A 15,331-nucleotide genomic window follows, 5' to 3' on the forward strand; every position below is an offset into this window, starting at 1 on the left:
CGGCGGAGGCAGCAGCGGCGCCACACGCTGCCAGAAGGCGTCGGGAACGAGTTCGCGGACCATGCACTCAAGCTGGGGATGCCCTTCGTCGGTGGCCACCCCAGCCCTGACTTTTGTTAGGTCCTCTAAACCAGAGTTCGTGATTGACGTTCAGGCTGGGGAGCAGGCGGACGAGGCGGGAAGAGGAGTTCGCCTGTGAGGGCGAAGTGGTGCGGCACGTCGACTCCGCGCACGCCCGCACCTGGGACGTCTCAGCGGGCATCGACGTGCAACTGCTGCCCCTCACCCCGGCTGCGGGACTTCCTCGCGCGGGCACGCGCCTCGCGTCACGAGCACGGCCCGACCTCCGAGCCACTCACCGCACGGTGAAGGCGCGCGATGCGCCGTAGTACGGGCGCACGCGCCCATCCCAGCCCGACTTCCATTCGCCTTCATGCAGGATGCGATAGGTGCCTGGCGAGGCATCGCGAGGAATGCGCCACTCCACGAGGACGTGCGAGCACCCCAGCGTGGGCAGACAGTTCTCCCGCTCCCACCGGTAACGCGTCTCCCAATCACTGTCATCCGCCACGTCCACCCAGGCGCCGATGGAGCCCTTGCGCTGCACGCGCAGGTACGAGTCCTCCAGGCGCAGGTCGTTCTTCGGATGCGCACCCCAGAACGTGACGCGCACCGTGTCGCCGCGCGCGTAGGCCGGGCGAGCGTCGGTGAGCACCTCACCGAACTCCACCCAGAGCAGCTTGTCGTCGAACACCACGCCGGGCTGGAGGCTGGCCTGGATGTAGCGCAGGTCCGGAGGCGTGGGGCCGGGTGACACGGGCTGCCCGTCGCGCAGCGCCACGGCGAGCCCGTCGAAGCCCTGCTGGAGCGCGGCGAGCGTCCAGGGCCCAAAGTGCGTGGACGCGCCTTCATAGGACTGGCGGGCATACTCCTCGCGCGTGGCCACATAGCCCGCGTAGTCGTTGGCGAGCCCCGCGATGACGACCTCGGTGACGCCGACGGGCCCCAGCCGCTCCAGCACCGTCTGACGCAGGCGGCGCCCGGCCATCGTCGTCACCTCGAAGGGCACGGCCACCAGCGCGAGCGAGCCCACGGTGACGAGCTGGAGGGGCAGCACGTTGGGCGTCCACGGGTGCGGCAGCATGCTGCCCATCTCCAGGACGATGGGCTTCTCACCCTGGCAGGGCGTGGTGGTGAGCGCGCAGGTGAACTGACTCCAGAGGTCATGGAGGGTGGAGCACGACGCTCCCTCCACCCCATAGCCGGGCCCGTCCTCCGCGCCCGCCAGCATCGACACACCGATGGCGGCGGGACACGTGCGGCGCGGCTGACCATCCGTGTACGCGGGCGCCACGTCCACCGCGTCCATCTTCACGAAGGTGCGTCGGGAGTCCACGCCCCCGGTGAGCGGCGTCGTGGCGAGCGTCCACAGGTGCGCGGCGAAGTCGTGCTGGCGCCGCGCGGACAGCTCCGTGTCCTCGAAGTCGTTGGCCCCGCCGCCATTCGTCCCGCCGAGCACGTTGGGCGTGACGTCCCCTTCGTTGGACTGGGCGAACGCGGCGACGAAGGTGTCACCCGCGTCGTGCGCCTTCTCGAAGAGATAGGAGGCAAGGCCCTTGTTGTCGCCGCTGATGAGGTGGTTGTCGTTGCCCATCGACGTGGCATGGACGGCGAACCAGTTGATGAGCCCCACGTCGCGTCCATCCGTTCGTGTCAGGCGCACCAGCGTCATCCGCGTGTCCACGTCGTGGGCGTAGCGGGCACGCTCGGCGGAGGGGTTGAACCGGTAGGCCTCCGGCGAGCGATTGCGACTGGCGCCAAGCAACTCTCCCGTGGCCAGGCGCAGCGTGCCCGCTCCCAGCCGGGAGTGCGCGCGGGCAATGGAGGTGACGATGCCGGAGACGATGGCGTCGAAGCTCTGCGGCACGAAGCCGAAGGTGCTCAGGTTGTAGAAGGTGTGGTGCGAGAAGCCGCCCGGCCCCGAGTGCGTGTGCGTGGCGCTGATGAGAACGTTCTCGTCGGAGTAGACGTCGCCGAAGCGGGCGCGCAGCTTCTCCACCACCTGCGTCTTCACCGCCTGGAAGACCATGCCCAGGTCCGCGCTCACGAAGGCCACACGCCGCCCGTTGCACGGCGAGACGATGACGAAGGCCCGCGAGCGCAGGCGCTGGTGGATGCCCGCTGTCTGCTGCGAGAGCTGTCCGTAACCCATCATCCCCACCTCGGCGGCGGGGCCGGTGATGTCCCCCATGCCCGCACCGATGAGGAAGCGCGTGTTGCCCGCACAGGTGTCCCCGGACGCACCGCGCAGCGGAGCGACAGCCCCCTGGGCCACCGTCCCCAGGACGAAGCTCAGCGCCAGGACGAGCCGGAACAGATGTGCGCGCATGCCTTCCTCCAAGGCGCATGGGACGCGCCGCTCCAGGATGGAGCCCCTCATAAAGACTCTGCTGGCCCCCCGCACCCGTCCCGTCATCGCTCGTCAGCAGGCCCACACTCCCACCAGGCCCCAGGCACGCACGAAACACACCAGGAGTGCGTCCTCCCTGGGACATCACAGAGCCCCACCAGACGCACTCAAAACCGCCAATGACTGACGCGGTGAGCAGTCCTCGCGGGCCGCGAACCCGGGGCACGTCCTCCACCCAACCCACGGAGTTCGCTGTGATTTTTGAACCAGAACGGGCCTCCAGTGCCACCTTCGTCACGGTCTGGATTACCCGTGTTCACAGCAAATCAATTGCACCCAACATTTCAGTCAGGGATTCCCACTAGATGTCGATTTACACTTTACCCAGAGTGAACCCGGGTATATCCAGTTTCCTCGCAAAACAAAGCACTCCCATCAGCCTTCCGGAGCAAGCCATGAAGCGACTGTCGTATCTGGTTGTCCTTGCGTGCGCGGTGCTTTCCACGACGGCGTCGGCGCAGTTGTCCACGCGTTGCTTCACGGATGATCAACTCACCACCTACACGCTGTCGCAGGGGCGCAACAACTGGGCCTACAACTGCGGCTACATCACCGCGGCGAAGCGCGACTTCCTGAACTCCGAAGGCGAGTACCAGGTGTTCTCCGGCGGCTGTTTCTCCTTCACCGCGACGGGGCCCACCGCCACCTGCACCTTCTACATTCCCGCCGACACCGCCGCGCCCTGCATCCCCAACCTGGTCAAGCTCGGCACCTGCGTGACGGGCTGCTACACGGCGAAGGAGAAGGTCTCCTTCGGCGGTGAGTACTGGCCCATCTCGGACGCCTACGCCGCGGGCGTGCGCACGGTGACGGCGCTCACCCAGGACGCGTCGCTCGTCGCTCCGACGACGGGAGAGCAGACCATCCGCGCCTTCGTGGCCGGAGACACCGTGGAGGACGTGTTCGCGCTCGAGACGGTGGACGGCCGCCGCGTCGAAGTCACGTCCGAGCACCCCATGGTCACCGCCTCCGGTGAAATGGTGAAGGCCAAGACGCTGCAGAAGGGCGACCTGCTGCTGGGCACCACGGGCGAGAAGGTGGAACTGCGCGACGTCACCGTGTTCCGATACGAGGGGAAGACCTGGAACGTGCAGCCGGTCAGCCACGAGAAGATTGAGAACGTGCTCGACGTGGAGGGCCTGTTGACGGGCTCGGTGCGCTTCCAGAACGAGTGGGCGGACGACCACTACCGCCTGTCGCTGCGTGACGAGGCCAGCGTCGACGGCCTCTAAAGCAGCCTGCTTGAACCGACGCGAGAGCCCGCAGGGGGCATGGGCTCTCGCGTCCCACCGCGCTCGTCACTTCACGACAAGGACGCCATGCGAAGCATCCCAGGATGGTTTGCGAAGAAGGTGGCACGCGGTCTCGCGGTGGTGGCGCTGACCTGGAGTCCCCTGGTGCTCACGGGGACCGGGTGCGGCCCGACGGAGGACGCCTCCGAGCAGGAGGCGCCGCTCGACACCCGGGCGCACTCCTTCACGCCGATGGCGCCCTCGGGCGACTTCACCGCCCAGGTGACGCGCTACGAATACGAATTCGCGACGCAGACGGGCGCGGCGAAGTCCACGCTGTTGATGGACGTCTACCCCCCGGGCGGTGACTGCTTCGTGGTGAAGGCCCCCCAGGGCCTCACCGAGGTCCACTGGAATGGGAACCCCCCGCTGCGGTCCGAGTCCGTCGAGGACGGCATCCGCGTGTGTGGGCCGGGACTCTTCGCGGGCCAGGTGAAGCTGGAGGCGCGCTTCACCGTGCCCCTCCAGACGTATGACTTCACGCAGGTCGGCTTCTCCCGCCGCACGGACAAGGCGGGCAACACGTTCTCCTACCTGCTCAACTGGGTGGAGGGCTGCGACAGGTTCGGCCCCTGTGACGACCGCACGGACCAGCTCGCGCAGTATGTCTTCACCATCAAGCACGCGCAGAACGAGCGCGTGGTGTGCCCGGGCCAGCGCACCCGTCCGGACAACACCACGACGAAGTGCACGCTGACCGGGCTCACCAAGGCGCCCACGTACTCGTCCTTCGCCGTGGCATCCAACCCCGCCTGGGTCCCCAGCACGTTCACGGAGGTGTCCAACAAGTTCAAGCTGGTGTTCTACGAGGTGCCCGGCGGGAAGCTGGCGGCCTCGCTCAACGCCAACGACGTGAAGGCGTACCTGCACTGGATTATCGGTGAGTTGGGGCCACTGCCCTACGGCACGGAACTGCGCGTCGCGGGCGCGCCCACCGAGTGGCTGGGCGTGGAGCACCCCGCCAACCTCATCCTCCGCGAGGACCTGCCGGACCTGCGGCGCGACTACGCGAACATGACGATGCACACGCTGATGCACGAGGTCGTGCACCAGTGGGCGGGCAATCGCACCACGCTGTCGCGGCCCTTCGACTTCGTGTGGAAGGAAGCCATCGCCGAATACCTCACGTACCTGTACGAGCTGCGCGCGCGCCCCTCGGGCGAGGCGGAGCAGACGCGCGCGTACTGGGACCGGCTGGCGCGCACCGCGGCGTACTACCCGCAGCCGCAAGACGACCCGCCGCCCGTCTTCCTCTCGCTCGCGTCGGACGTCTACGGCACCGGGCCCATGATTCTCTTCCTCCAGTTGGAGCCGCTGCTCGGCCAGGACGCCGTCCTCCGGGGCATCAAGGGCTTCCTCGCCCAGCCCGGGGACCGGAGCGTCGACGACCTGCGCGCCGCGCTGGAGCAGGCATCAGGCAAGAACCTGGGCCCGTACTTCGACGCCTGGGTCCACGGCGCGGGTGACCCGGACTGGCCCTACTTCGAGGTGAGCACCGAGGAGGACGACGGCGACGTCACCCTCACCGCCATCCAACGCTCGGTCTCCGGAACGCACTACCCGGTCTCCGTGGACGTGCTGCTCGAGGGCGCCACGCAATCCAAGCTCGTCACGCTCAACTACGGCCTGGAGCCCGAGTCGGACACCCTCCACGTGACGGTGCCCTTCCCCGAGCCCGTGCTGCAGGTGACGGTGGACCCGGAGAACCGGGTGGTCAACCGCAGGTTCCTCGGAGTCTCCGACGAGCCGCCTCCGCCGCGCTGGCTGTTCTAACCCCTCTCATCGAATCGCGTCGTCATCGACAAGGAGCGCAGGCCCCATGAACGGACATCCCCCCGAGAGCGCCAAGCCAAAGCCTCCCAGACGCTGGCGGATGATGGGACCCGGGCTCGCGTTGCTCGTCCTCGGAGGCACGGGACTCTACGGACTCGTCACCCTGAAGGGCGCCGACACACCCTCCACCCCGCCGCCTCCCGCCGACACGGCGTCCCAGGCGCACAAGCCCACGAGTTCTCCACAGCCCACCGCGGCGCTCCCGCGACGCCCGGGCGCGCCCGCTCCCACGCCATCCGAGGCCGCGCCAGCCACCGACGAGGCCCGGGTGGCGAAGGAGCAGCGAGAGGCCGCGCGGGTGTCCGCGAGGGAGTACCGGGCCGGACGCTTCAACGCGTTCTTCCGCAAGGAGGTCTTCGTCGAGGAGCTCACGCGGGAAGGCGGCGCGCGCATCATCGGCTTGAGGAACGAGCTGGCGGACCCCACGGCGCTCCAGCAACTGCCGGCCGGCGCCCAGTTCCTGGAGACCAAGCCCGAGCCGGTGCTGGAGCGCATGGCGATGATTGACCTGCTCTTCGAGCTGGCACCCCAGGAGCCCACCGCCCGCGAGGCGATGACGTCGCTGGCGCTGTCGCCCATCGACAGCGCGCTGCCGGACTCGGTGAAGAAGGGGCTCGTCGGAGAGAAGTACGACCTGCTGTTCCGGCTCGCGCAGGTGGACCGGCAGCTGGCCGTCGACACGTACTCGAAGCTGGAGAACCCCCGGCTCAAGAACCTGCTGCGCGAGGCGCTCGTCGCCGGACTGGCGGAGTCGGGGGCAAGCCCCGACGAAGTCCAGCGGATGACAGCACACCTCTAATCCGCGGCCGTGATGGGCCCAGGAGCACCCTGTCCGCCGAGGGCGGAGGGGGCCTCGTGTGTCCCGAAGTGCCAGCGAGGAGGGCTCGCCCACCCATCCGGAGCCGGGTGGTCGCGCCCGCGCTGGAGCCGTGAAGCAACACCCACCAGAAGACAGGAGCGCGTCGTGACTCGGACTTGGAAACAGGGATTGATTGGAGCGTGCTGTGCCGTCGTGGGCGTCGCGTGCGGCGACGTCCCGGCGGACCCGGCCGAGGCGCGGGACAGCACCCGGCAAGCTCGGCAGACTCGGCAGGACGCCCTCGCCGCGCTGGGCCGCGTGGAAGTGGTCGACGTGGGGAAGGACGGCACCCCCAGCTTCATCCGGGGCCGGTTGGGCACGGCGGACACCGCGCTCGCGGCGCTCAGGGCCGGTGACGCGCTCGGGCCCGCGCTGCGCGCCATCGCCCCGGTGTTCGGGCTGCGCGCGGAGGAGCTGACGGTGCGCTCCAGCCGCGTGGATGACCTGGGCTTCACGCACATCCGCTATGACCAGACGCGCCAGGGCATCCGCGTCGTGGGGGGCGAGCTGGTGCTGCACGTCAACACGGCGGGCCTGGTGTACGCGGCCAATGGCTCGGCCCGAGGCGCTGGTGAGCCCGCGACGCTCGCGCGGTTCCCCATCGACGACGTGAAGCGCGCGGCGCTGGAGGGGCTCGACACGCTCGTCGTCGAGGGCGAGCCCCGCTTCGTCTACTTCCTGGGCGCCGAGGGCTCGCTGGCCTCCGCCTGGGAGGTGACGCGCGCGGGCACTCGCGAGGACTCGCCCGCCAGGGACCGCGTCTACGTGGACGCGGCGTCGGGCCGGGTGCTCGACGTGCAGCCGCTCATCCACTCCGCCCAGAATCGTCGAATCCACTCGGCCAACAACCAGTGGACCACGCCCGGCACCCTGCGCCGCATCGAGCTCGGCGCGGCCACGGGCGACAACCATGTCGACGTGAACTACGACCACGTCGGCACGACGTACGCCTGCTACGAGACGATTTTCGGTCGCGACTCGTTCGATGACCGGGGCGCCACCATCACCAGCACCGTGCACTACGGCGCCTCGTACGTGAATGCGTACTGGGACGGCATTCAAATCGTGTTCGGCGATGGCGACGGAGTGAACTCCGGTCAGCTCGGCCTGGATTTGGACGTGGTGTCCCACGAAATCACCCACGCCGTGACGCAGTACGAGTCGGGGCTCGTGTACCGCAACGAGTCCGGCGCGCTCAACGAGAGCCTGTCGGACATCGCCGCCGCCATCTGCGAGAGCTGGGCTCGCGGCGGCGCCATCGACGCGGACGTCTGGAAGATTGGCGAGGACATCTGGACGCCGAACATCGGCGGGGATGCGCTCCGCTACATGGACAACCCCACGCGGGACGGCTCGTCCAAGGACTACTACCCCGAGCGCTACACGGGCACCGCGGACAACGGCGGTGTGCACTGGAACTCGGGCATCCAGAACCTGGTCTTCAAGCTGCTCGTGACGGGCGGCACGCACCCGCGCGGCAAGACCCCCATCAACGTGGCGGGCGTGGGCATGAACCGCGCGGCGCAGACCTTCTACTTCGCCGCGACGAACTACTACACGTCCACCACGACGATGTCCCAGGCCAAGGCCTACACCGTCCAGGCCGCCCAGGACCGCTACGACGCCTCCGTCGTGAACGCGGTGCGCGACGCCTGGGGCGCCGCGGGCGTGCCGTAGGCGACTCCAAGCGCAGTCCATTCCCAATCACCTCAAGGAGAACCCATGAAGAATGCCTTCATCGCCGTCGCAGTCTTCTCTGTCTGTCTTTCGAGCACCGCCCTGGCGCAGCTGTCCACGCGCTGCTTCCAGGATGACCAGCTCACCACGATTGACCTCGCGCGGGGCCGCAACGCCTGGGCCCGCAGGTGCGGCCTCATCACCGCCACGCGCGAGGCGTACCTGAACACGGAGAACGAGTACCAGGTCTTCACCAACGGCTGCTTCGCGTACCCGGCCGTGCCCGCGGGCTCGTCCTGTACGTTCTTCGTCCCCGCCGTCGAGTCCGCGGAGTGCATCACCGGCCTGAACAAGCTGGGCACCTGCGTCGCCGGCTGCACCACGCCCAGCCAGAAGGTCGCCTTCGGTGGGCGGATGCTGCCGGTGCCGGAGGCGTACGCGTCCGGCCTCACCACCGTGACGGCCCTGAGCCCTGACTCAGAGGCGGGCTTCCTGCGTTATGGCGAGCAGACCATCCGCAGCTTCGTCGCGGGCGACACGCAGGAGGACATCTTCACCCTGGAGACCCAGGAGGGTCGCCGCCTGGAAGTGACGGCGGAGCACCCGATGGTCCTGGAGGACGGGACGATGGTGAAGGCCCGCACGCTGCAGGCCGGCGACACGCTGCTGGGCGCCGACGGCGTGAAGCTGCACCTGAGCCGCGTCACCGTCTTCAACTTCAAGGGCCAGGTCTGGAACGTCCGGCCGGAGAGCCAGGTGAAGCTCGAGAACGTGATGAACGCGGAGGGCTTCCTCACCGGCTCCGTGCGCTTCCAGAACGAGTGGGCCCAGGACGACTACCGCCTGTCCCTGCGTGACGACGTGGACGTCAGCGGCCTGTAGGCCCGCGCGTTGAGCCCTCGGGTTGGGACTCCGGCTGTGTGAATCGCCGGAGTCCCAGCCTCCCCTCAGCGGGGCGCGTCGGGGGTGAGCGGCTGAAGGGGGCACTGCTCGACGGGCAGGAGGCACGGGTAGGAGTAGCCGCAGTCCTGGCTGCACGAGTAGCGCGTCTCCGAGCCGGCGCAGTAGCCGTCACCGCAGTAACCGCAGTCCGCGGCGCAGCTGTACACGCTCTCCGTCCCATTGCAGGCGCCGTCTCCACACGCCGAGCCGCAATCTCCGGGACAGGTGGCCGTGGACTCGCCCGCGCCGCACGTCCCGTTGCCGCAGGGATTGGGGCAGCCGCAGTCGACCGGGCACGAGTAGACCGACTCGCCATTGCACCAGCCGTCTCCGCAGTAGCAGTCGGCGGGACACGTCCCCTCGCTCTCGCCGAAGTCACACGTGCCGTTTCCGCACACGGTGGGCGCGCCGCAGTCCCAGGAGCAGCTCCACGAGTCCTCGAGCGGGCCGCAGTACCCGTCGCCGCAGGAGTTCTCGCACTCGTAATAGGGGCACTGGGGCTGCAGCGGATCCACCACCTCGCCCGGCCGGAGGTACTGCAACGGGCACTGGCAGATAGGGAGCGCCTGGGAGGACTCACCGAGCGCTTCGCGCGAGTCCTCGGGGTCCACGGGATTGCAGGCCACCCACGTCAGGCAGGCCACGACCACCGAGAGACGCTGGACGAAGCGGCCAGGGGCCGCCGCGCTCATGTAGGGCCCGCCGTGTCACGCGGGGCGTGCTGGAGCCACGTGGGCCACGCGGGCTCGGAGTCGTCCAGGTACGCCAGCACGGAGTCCCGCGGGAGCGACACGGTGCTCGCCGCCACACACGAGCCGAGCATGACGAGCCCCGCCACACAGGGCGCGCTCGCGGAGACGGGCACGAAGAACTGACAGCTGTTCGTGGAGCACGGGTACTGGAAACAGCCGTTGGCGAAGACCTGGTACTCGCTGTCCGCGTTGAGGATGGCCTCCTTCGCGGCGGAGATGTAGCCGCACTTGCGCGCCCACGCGTTGCGCCCCGGGACTTGCTGCGGCGTGAGGTTGTCATCCCCGCCGCACCGGCCGCTGAGCTGCGCCCAGGAGGGGCTCGCGAAGCCGACAAAGACCAGACCAACGACGAGCCAGAGCTGCTTCATGCCAACCTCCACGAGGGGTGCATCTCAAGGTGCCGCGAAAAACCGACGTCGCTCCCGAGTGCCGCGCGGCTAGGGCTCACCACGAGTCGTGGAGCCCAGGAGGACCTCCACGGAGTCCGGCGTCGTCCACGCCAGGTCGGGGAAGCCATCCGCGTCCAGGTCCTCGGCGACCAGGGACGTGGGCGTCACACTGGACGCCACGCGCATCGGAGCCCCCAGCTGTCCGTCCGCCGCTCCGAGCAGCAGGTAGACGCCCCCGGACATCCCGGCGTGGGCGATGTCGCTGCGCCCGTCCTGGTTGAAGTCCGCGACCACCACCTCTCCTGGCTCGTTGGCGAGGATGGATTGGGTGGAGGTGAAGCCGCCCTTGCCGTCGCCCAGGTGCAGGGAGAGGTAGCCGCTGTCCGACAGGCCATGGGTGATGACGAGGTCCAGCTTGCCGTCGCCATTCACCTCCACGGGAGCGAGCCGGAAGGGCTCGTCGTCCGCGGACCCGCTGAGCTTGAGCGGAGGGACGGCGGTCAGCTTCTCGTCCTTCCTGGCGAGCAGGATGTCCACGGTGAAGCTGTTGGTGTTGAGCACCAGGACGTCGGGCAGCGCGTCGTCGTTCACGTCCGCGACCACCAAATCCCGGGGCAGTCCGGTGACGGAATGCGGCACGGCCTCACCGAAGGAGCCGTCGCCCCGGCCCTTGAGGGAGGTGATGTTCCAGAAGCCCGCCGAGCCCGCGTTCTTGGTTATCGCGTCGAGGTGCCCGTCCCCATCCAGGTCCGCCACCCGCACCTGCTGCGAGTGATTGCCCAGCGAGTAGGGGATTCCCGCCAGGAACGCGCCATCCGCTGTGCCCAGGCGCACCGTGAGGGCGTTGGAGAAGTGGCCGACGATGAGCAGGTCCTGGCGGCCGTCACCATTCACGTCGCTGACGGCCACGTCCATGGGCGTGGTCCCCGCGGCGAGGCACCGGGGCGCCGCGAAGCCTCCCCTCCCCACACCCTGGTGGATGCAGACCTGCTCCTCCTGCGAGGCCACGAGGACCAGGTCCTTCACGCCGTCGCCGTCCACGTCCGCGACGTGCAGCCCTCTCGCCTTGGAGCCTCCCGCCGACAGCGTCACGCGGGCCTCCGGGAAGCCGAGCCATTGGGCTTCCGCGAGGACTCTCGGGGAGATGGTGGAGGACGTACACGCCAGCCCCGCGCAGCAACCCAGCAGGAGGTGGTGAAAGCGGAACATGGTGCGTCCTAGGGCTGGAGGAGGGGAACCGCGAAGGGGTCCCCAAGGGCGCGGGAACATGAAGGGTCCGACGATGGACAGGCCGCGGTGAGCCCACCGGGACACCCACAGTCCACGGGGCAGGTGTTCACCGTCTCCGCGGTGCAGATTCCGTCACCGCACCAGCAGTCGCCCGGACAGGTGGCCTCCGTCTCCGCGCCCGCCTGACAGAAGCCGTCCCCGCACCCCAGATGGCAGGAGCCCATGCAGGAGTCGGACAGCGAGGAGACCTGGGCGACAGGGCACGTGCGGACGGCCTGGCCTTGCGTGCCGAGCGCGCCAGGCGGCGGGAGGTCTTCCCTAGCGCCACAGGCCGCGAGCAACGCCAGCGAGAACCCCACCAGCCAGCGCCACGGCCCCGGATGCGAAGCACGTCGAGCCTCGCACACTCCGGGTATGAGATGACGAAAGCGGAGTCGATTCAGCATGTCAGCCCCACGATAAGGGGTTTCGCTATATTCTCGGAACGCTGGCGTTCCCAGTCATTCAATGACAAGCGTGGTTTGGGACACACACCCCTGTCAAGGAAGCGTCCTCGGGAGACTCCATGCGCCGCAAGCGGCTGCACGTTGTCGGGTTGGCTGCGTTCCTGCTCCTGTTGGGGCTGGGAGCCGTGTGGTGGAAGCAAGCGGGGGAAGCATCTTCCGCCCCGGTGGGAAACGCGGCGCCGATGGTGCGGGCTTCCACGAGCCCACCACCCGCCGAGACCGTCCCGGACGCGCGCGACGAGGCCGGAAGACGCGCCTGGGTGCCGGGCACGCTCCACCGTCACGCGTTGAGCCTGGGGCTGACAGTGTCCTTTGGCCAACAGAAGACCCCGGCCGTGGCCACGGCGCAGGGCATGCGCTTCGCCCTCCAGGGTGAGTGGGACGTGGGCATCGTCTCCGCCGAGGCAGACACCGTCCTCGTCCGCCTCCACCTGAGACCGGCGAGCTTCGGGCTGGAGGTGGAAGGGCAAGGGGCGCTGTCGCCCGAGACACGGCAGGCGATGGTGGCGGCGCTGTCGCTGCCCTTCTTCGCGACGCTGGACAGGACGGGCGCGGTGTCGCTGACACACTTCGAGCAGGGCGTGGACGAGCTGGCGCGCGGGCTGCTGCGCTCGGTGTTGGCGTCCTCCCAGTTCGTGGTGAACGGCGTCCCCGGGACGACGTGGCGAACCGAGGAGCAGGACACCTCCGGCCAGTACGTCGCGGAGTACCAGCGCCAGGGGACGAGCCGCTTCGACAAGCGCAAGCGGGCCTATACCTTCGTGGCCACGCCGCAGGGACTCCAGCCGCCAGGCACGGAGCTGCGCATGAGCGTCAGCGGCGGCTCCACGTTCGAGCTGGGCGAGGGCGCGTGGCTCCAGAGCCTCCAGACGCGCGAGCAGCTCACGGTGGAGCCGGGCGAGGGACTGCCCACGGTGACGAACGCGACGGAGCTGACGTTGCGCCTGATGGAGCGTCGGCAGGAGCCCTCATTGCGCGACGCCTTCGCCGCGCGAGCGGGCTTCTTGAACACCGCCGCGCTGGCCACCTTCCAGGGGCAGGCGACGGACCCGCTCGCCCATCATCGACAGGTGCTCGGCTCGCGTCGCTTCGAGGACATCCTCGCGGACCTGCTCGCGCTGCCCACCGACGAGAAGGCCCGCGACGACGCACGGACGCGGGCCCTGGAGCAACTGCGCGCCCTGCTGCTGCTCCACCCCGAGGAGGCCGCGCGAATCCCCGCGCTGCTGCGCTCGAAGGACCTGTCCCCATTGGCCGCGAGCGCCATGCTGGGCGCGCTCTCCGCGGCGAGCACGCCCGAGTCCCTGCGCGCCCTGGCGTCGGCCACCGTCGACGCCGCGCTGACGACGGACGTGCGCATGGACGCGGTCTCCGCGCTGGGCATGGCGGACAACCCCATCCGCGAAGGCGTGGACACGCTGCGCCAGTTGTCGCGGAGCGAGGACCCGAGGCTGCGGGGCACGGCGACGCTGGCCCTGGGCAACTCCGCGCTCCAGCTGAACGACACCGACGCGCGCGGCTCGGAGGCGCTGGTGCAGGAGTTGAAGAACGACTACCGCGCCGCGACGAACGCGGAGCAGCGGGCCCTGTTGCTGCGCTCGCTGGGCAACACGCGGGCTCCGGGCGCGCTCGAGTCCATCGCGGACGCGCTGCGCTCCGACTCCGTGAAGGTCCGCGAGGCGGCCATGGTGGCGCTGCGGGGGATTCCCGGCCCGGAGGCGGACCGCCTGCTGCTGGAGCGTCTGGTGAACGACCCTGTCTCGGAGGTTCGCCGGGGCGCGGTCTTCGCCTGCGGCTTCCGTCCCCTGGAGCCCCTGCTGCTGCCCGTGCTGGGACAGGCGCTGCGCGAGGACGTGTCCGACGGCGTGCGCTCCGATATCATCCAGCTTCTGGGCCAGCACCGGGGCAACACACCCGGCGCCCTGGCCCTGCTGCGCTGGGCAAGCCAGCATGAGCGCAATCCCGACATCCGTCGCATGGCCACCACGTACGTGGAAACCCCCACCACACCTGTTCCCTCTCAGTCAGCGCCCTGAAGTTGACGCGACGGACCGTGGAAAGTCAGACATACCGACCCGGCTCGCACCGTGTTTTCACGAACCAATCACATCCAACGACTTCACCCGGAGTAAATAATCGGCCTTCCACCCATCCCCCGGAGGCCCACATGAACAGGGCACTGTCGCGCTTCGTCGCGATGATGCTGGCCGTGGTTCCAGGACTCGGCGCAGCGCAGAGCTACGTCGACCCGAACCCCTACGTCGTCCAGCCCTCGAAGTATCCCTTCGCCGTCTACGCCCCGGGCTACACGCTCAACAACAAGGTGGCGTGGGAGTCGCAGGTCGCGCCGTTCGTCCCGGGTGCCAGCTACACGACGACCCAGGAGTACGCCATCCTCCAGGACGAGACGAACCGGACGGGAGGCCAGCTCCAGTACGACGCGTCGGATTTCACGCACAACATCGACGTCCAGCAGGCGGTCATCCCGGAGGCGTTCCAGCACCAGGTCCCTCCTCCGACGGAAATCATGCCGTGGACCAACCCGTCGCAGACGTTCAACAAGTCCTATGTGCGCACGGAGAAGTTCGGCAACAGCCTCTTCGGCGCGGGCTACCACCTCAACGCGCTGCTCACGGCCGAGACGGCGACCATCAACGCGGACAAGAAAGTCGTGGCGGTGGCGGACGGCAGGCTCTTCGCCGCAGTGTTCTCCTCGGAGCACGACGTGGTGCGCGGGCGCGCCCAGGTGGTGGGGCAGAACGGCGGCGACAACAGCGGCACGGCGGCGCTCTACGTGCTGGGCCAGGAGGTCTGGTCCACCAGCCTCTACGCCACGTACTCCCCGCCTCCCATCAACTGGAGCCGGACGTTCTTCTCCGCCTCCAAGACGTTCATGGTGGGGCCGGTGCCCATCACCGTGAAGGCGTCGCTCTCCGGCGGCGTGAAGCTGGCGGTGCAGGGGCTCATCGGCCCCACGGTGGCGCGGCTGTCGGCGATACCGGGCGGCTGGTCCAACGTCGCCGCGTCCGCGTCGGTGGACGTCATCATCGTCGCCTTCGGCGTGGAGGGCAGCCTGGCGCTCATCAACGCCACCCTGCCCGCCTCGGGCGAGGTGTTCTGGCCCGTCTGCACGCTCGACTGGAAGCTGAAGACGGACCTGGACCTGAACACGCTCTCGGGGACCCTGAAGGCCTTCGCCCGCGTCCGCATCCTCTTCTTCAAGAAGACCTGGTGGGTGACGATTGCCCAGTGGGCCGGCATCACCCACAAACGGACGCTGCTGGGAGTCGAGGGCTCACAGCCCCTGGGCATCTGTAGCTGACGCGCTGAAAGAAGACGCTCCACCTCGCGGGCCAGTCACGCGCGCGAGGTGGAGTCAGT

The 15,331-nt window shown here is 68.8% G+C and carries 11 protein-coding genes; 7 read left to right on the forward strand and 4 right to left on the reverse strand.

What is annotated here, in order from left to right; translation table 11 throughout:
* Window positions 1-355: 355 nt before the first annotated feature.
* Window positions 356-2,389, reverse strand: a complete 2,034-nt coding sequence (locus tag HUA74_RS27050; RefSeq protein ID WP_174456871.1) for a neutral/alkaline ceramidase — start codon at window positions 2,387-2,389, stop codon at window positions 356-358.
* A gap of 476 nt (window positions 2,390-2,865) precedes the next feature.
* Between HUA74_RS27050 and HUA74_RS27055 the strand changes: the two genes are divergently transcribed.
* The 5 genes from HUA74_RS27055 (at window position 2,866) to HUA74_RS27075 (ending at window position 9,013) form a co-directional block, all read left to right on the forward strand.
* Window positions 2,866-3,702, forward strand: coding sequence for a Hint domain-containing protein (locus HUA74_RS27055; RefSeq protein ID WP_141643440.1), 837 nt, complete (start codon window positions 2,866-2,868; stop codon window positions 3,700-3,702).
* A 120-nt stretch (window positions 3,703-3,822) separates the two neighbouring features.
* A complete protein-coding gene (locus HUA74_RS46895) occupies window positions 3,823-5,535 on the forward strand; it encodes a M1 family aminopeptidase (RefSeq protein WP_174456872.1) in 1,713 nt (570 codons plus the stop codon).
* Between the two features lie 46 nt (window positions 5,536-5,581).
* Window positions 5,582-6,394 carry a hypothetical protein gene (locus HUA74_RS27065; protein WP_174456873.1) on the forward strand — a complete coding sequence of 271 codons (813 nt, stop codon included), beginning with the start codon at window positions 5,582-5,584 and terminating at the stop codon, window positions 6,392-6,394.
* A gap of 165 nt (window positions 6,395-6,559) precedes the next feature.
* Window positions 6,560-8,131 carry a M4 family metallopeptidase gene (locus tag HUA74_RS27070; RefSeq protein ID WP_371817312.1) on the forward strand — a complete coding sequence of 524 codons (1,572 nt, stop codon included), beginning with the start codon at window positions 6,560-6,562 and terminating at the stop codon, window positions 8,129-8,131.
* Window positions 8,132-8,176: 45 nt separating this feature from the next.
* Entirely contained in the window at window positions 8,177-9,013 is an 837-nt protein-coding gene (locus HUA74_RS27075; RefSeq protein WP_174456874.1) for a Hint domain-containing protein, read from the forward strand.
* A 65-nt stretch (window positions 9,014-9,078) separates the two neighbouring features.
* On the opposite strand, the gene HUA74_RS27080 is transcribed toward HUA74_RS27075, so the two are convergent.
* The 3 genes from HUA74_RS27080 to HUA74_RS27090 all read right to left on the reverse strand — a co-directional run bounded on the left by HUA74_RS27080 (window position 9,079) and on the right by HUA74_RS27090 (window position 11,423).
* Window positions 9,079-9,765, reverse strand: a complete 687-nt coding sequence (locus tag HUA74_RS27080) for a hypothetical protein (protein ID WP_174456875.1) — start codon at window positions 9,763-9,765, stop codon at window positions 9,079-9,081.
* A complete protein-coding gene (locus tag HUA74_RS27085) occupies window positions 9,762-10,193 on the reverse strand; it encodes a hypothetical protein (RefSeq protein ID WP_174456876.1) in 432 nt (143 codons plus the stop codon). The genes HUA74_RS27080 and HUA74_RS27085 overlap by 4 nt, the downstream gene beginning before the upstream one ends.
* A 69-nt stretch (window positions 10,194-10,262) precedes the next feature.
* Entirely contained in the window at window positions 10,263-11,423 is a 1,161-nt protein-coding gene (locus HUA74_RS27090; protein WP_174456877.1) for a VCBS repeat-containing protein, read from the reverse strand.
* Window positions 11,424-12,009: 586 nt separating this feature from the next.
* Between HUA74_RS27090 and HUA74_RS27095 the strand changes: the two genes are divergently transcribed.
* The gene (locus HUA74_RS27095) at window positions 12,010-13,986 is read left to right on the forward strand and encodes a HEAT repeat domain-containing protein (RefSeq protein WP_174456878.1); all 1,977 of its coding nucleotides are present in this window, start codon (window positions 12,010-12,012) and stop codon (window positions 13,984-13,986) included.
* A gap of 131 nt (window positions 13,987-14,117) precedes the next feature.
* Window positions 14,118-15,272 carry a hypothetical protein gene (locus tag HUA74_RS27100; RefSeq protein WP_174456879.1) on the forward strand — a complete coding sequence of 385 codons (1,155 nt, stop codon included), beginning with the start codon at window positions 14,118-14,120 and terminating at the stop codon, window positions 15,270-15,272.
* Window positions 15,273-15,331 lie beyond the last annotated feature (59 nt).

This window comes from Myxococcus sp. CA051A, assembly GCF_013336705.1.
Taxonomy (GTDB): Bacteria; Myxococcota; Myxococcia; order Myxococcales; family Myxococcaceae; genus Myxococcus; species Myxococcus llanfairpwllgwyngyllgogerychwyrndrobwllllantysiliogogogochensis.

Coding starts and splice junctions, on each gene's coding strand:
- HUA74_RS27100 (WP_174456879.1), top strand. CDS start 14,118: ATGAACAGGGCACTGTCGCGCTTCGTCGCGATGATGCTGGCCGTGGTT.
- HUA74_RS27055 (WP_141643440.1), top strand. CDS start 2,866: ATGAAGCGACTGTCGTATCTGGTTGTCCTTGCGTGCGCGGTGCTTTCC.
- HUA74_RS27095 (WP_174456878.1), top strand. CDS start 12,010: ATGCGCCGCAAGCGGCTGCACGTTGTCGGGTTGGCTGCGTTCCTGCTC.
- HUA74_RS27050 (WP_174456871.1), bottom strand. CDS start 2,389: ATGCGCGCACATCTGTTCCGGCTCGTCCTGGCGCTGAGCTTCGTCCTG.
- HUA74_RS27085 (WP_174456876.1), bottom strand. CDS start 10,193: ATGAAGCAGCTCTGGCTCGTCGTTGGTCTGGTCTTTGTCGGCTTCGCG.
- HUA74_RS27090 (WP_174456877.1), bottom strand. CDS start 11,423: ATGTTCCGCTTTCACCACCTCCTGCTGGGTTGCTGCGCGGGGCTGGCG.
- HUA74_RS27075 (WP_174456874.1), top strand. CDS start 8,177: ATGAAGAATGCCTTCATCGCCGTCGCAGTCTTCTCTGTCTGTCTTTCG.
- HUA74_RS27080 (WP_174456875.1), bottom strand. CDS start 9,765: ATGAGCGCGGCGGCCCCTGGCCGCTTCGTCCAGCGTCTCTCGGTGGTC.
- HUA74_RS27065 (WP_174456873.1), top strand. CDS start 5,582: ATGAACGGACATCCCCCCGAGAGCGCCAAGCCAAAGCCTCCCAGACGC.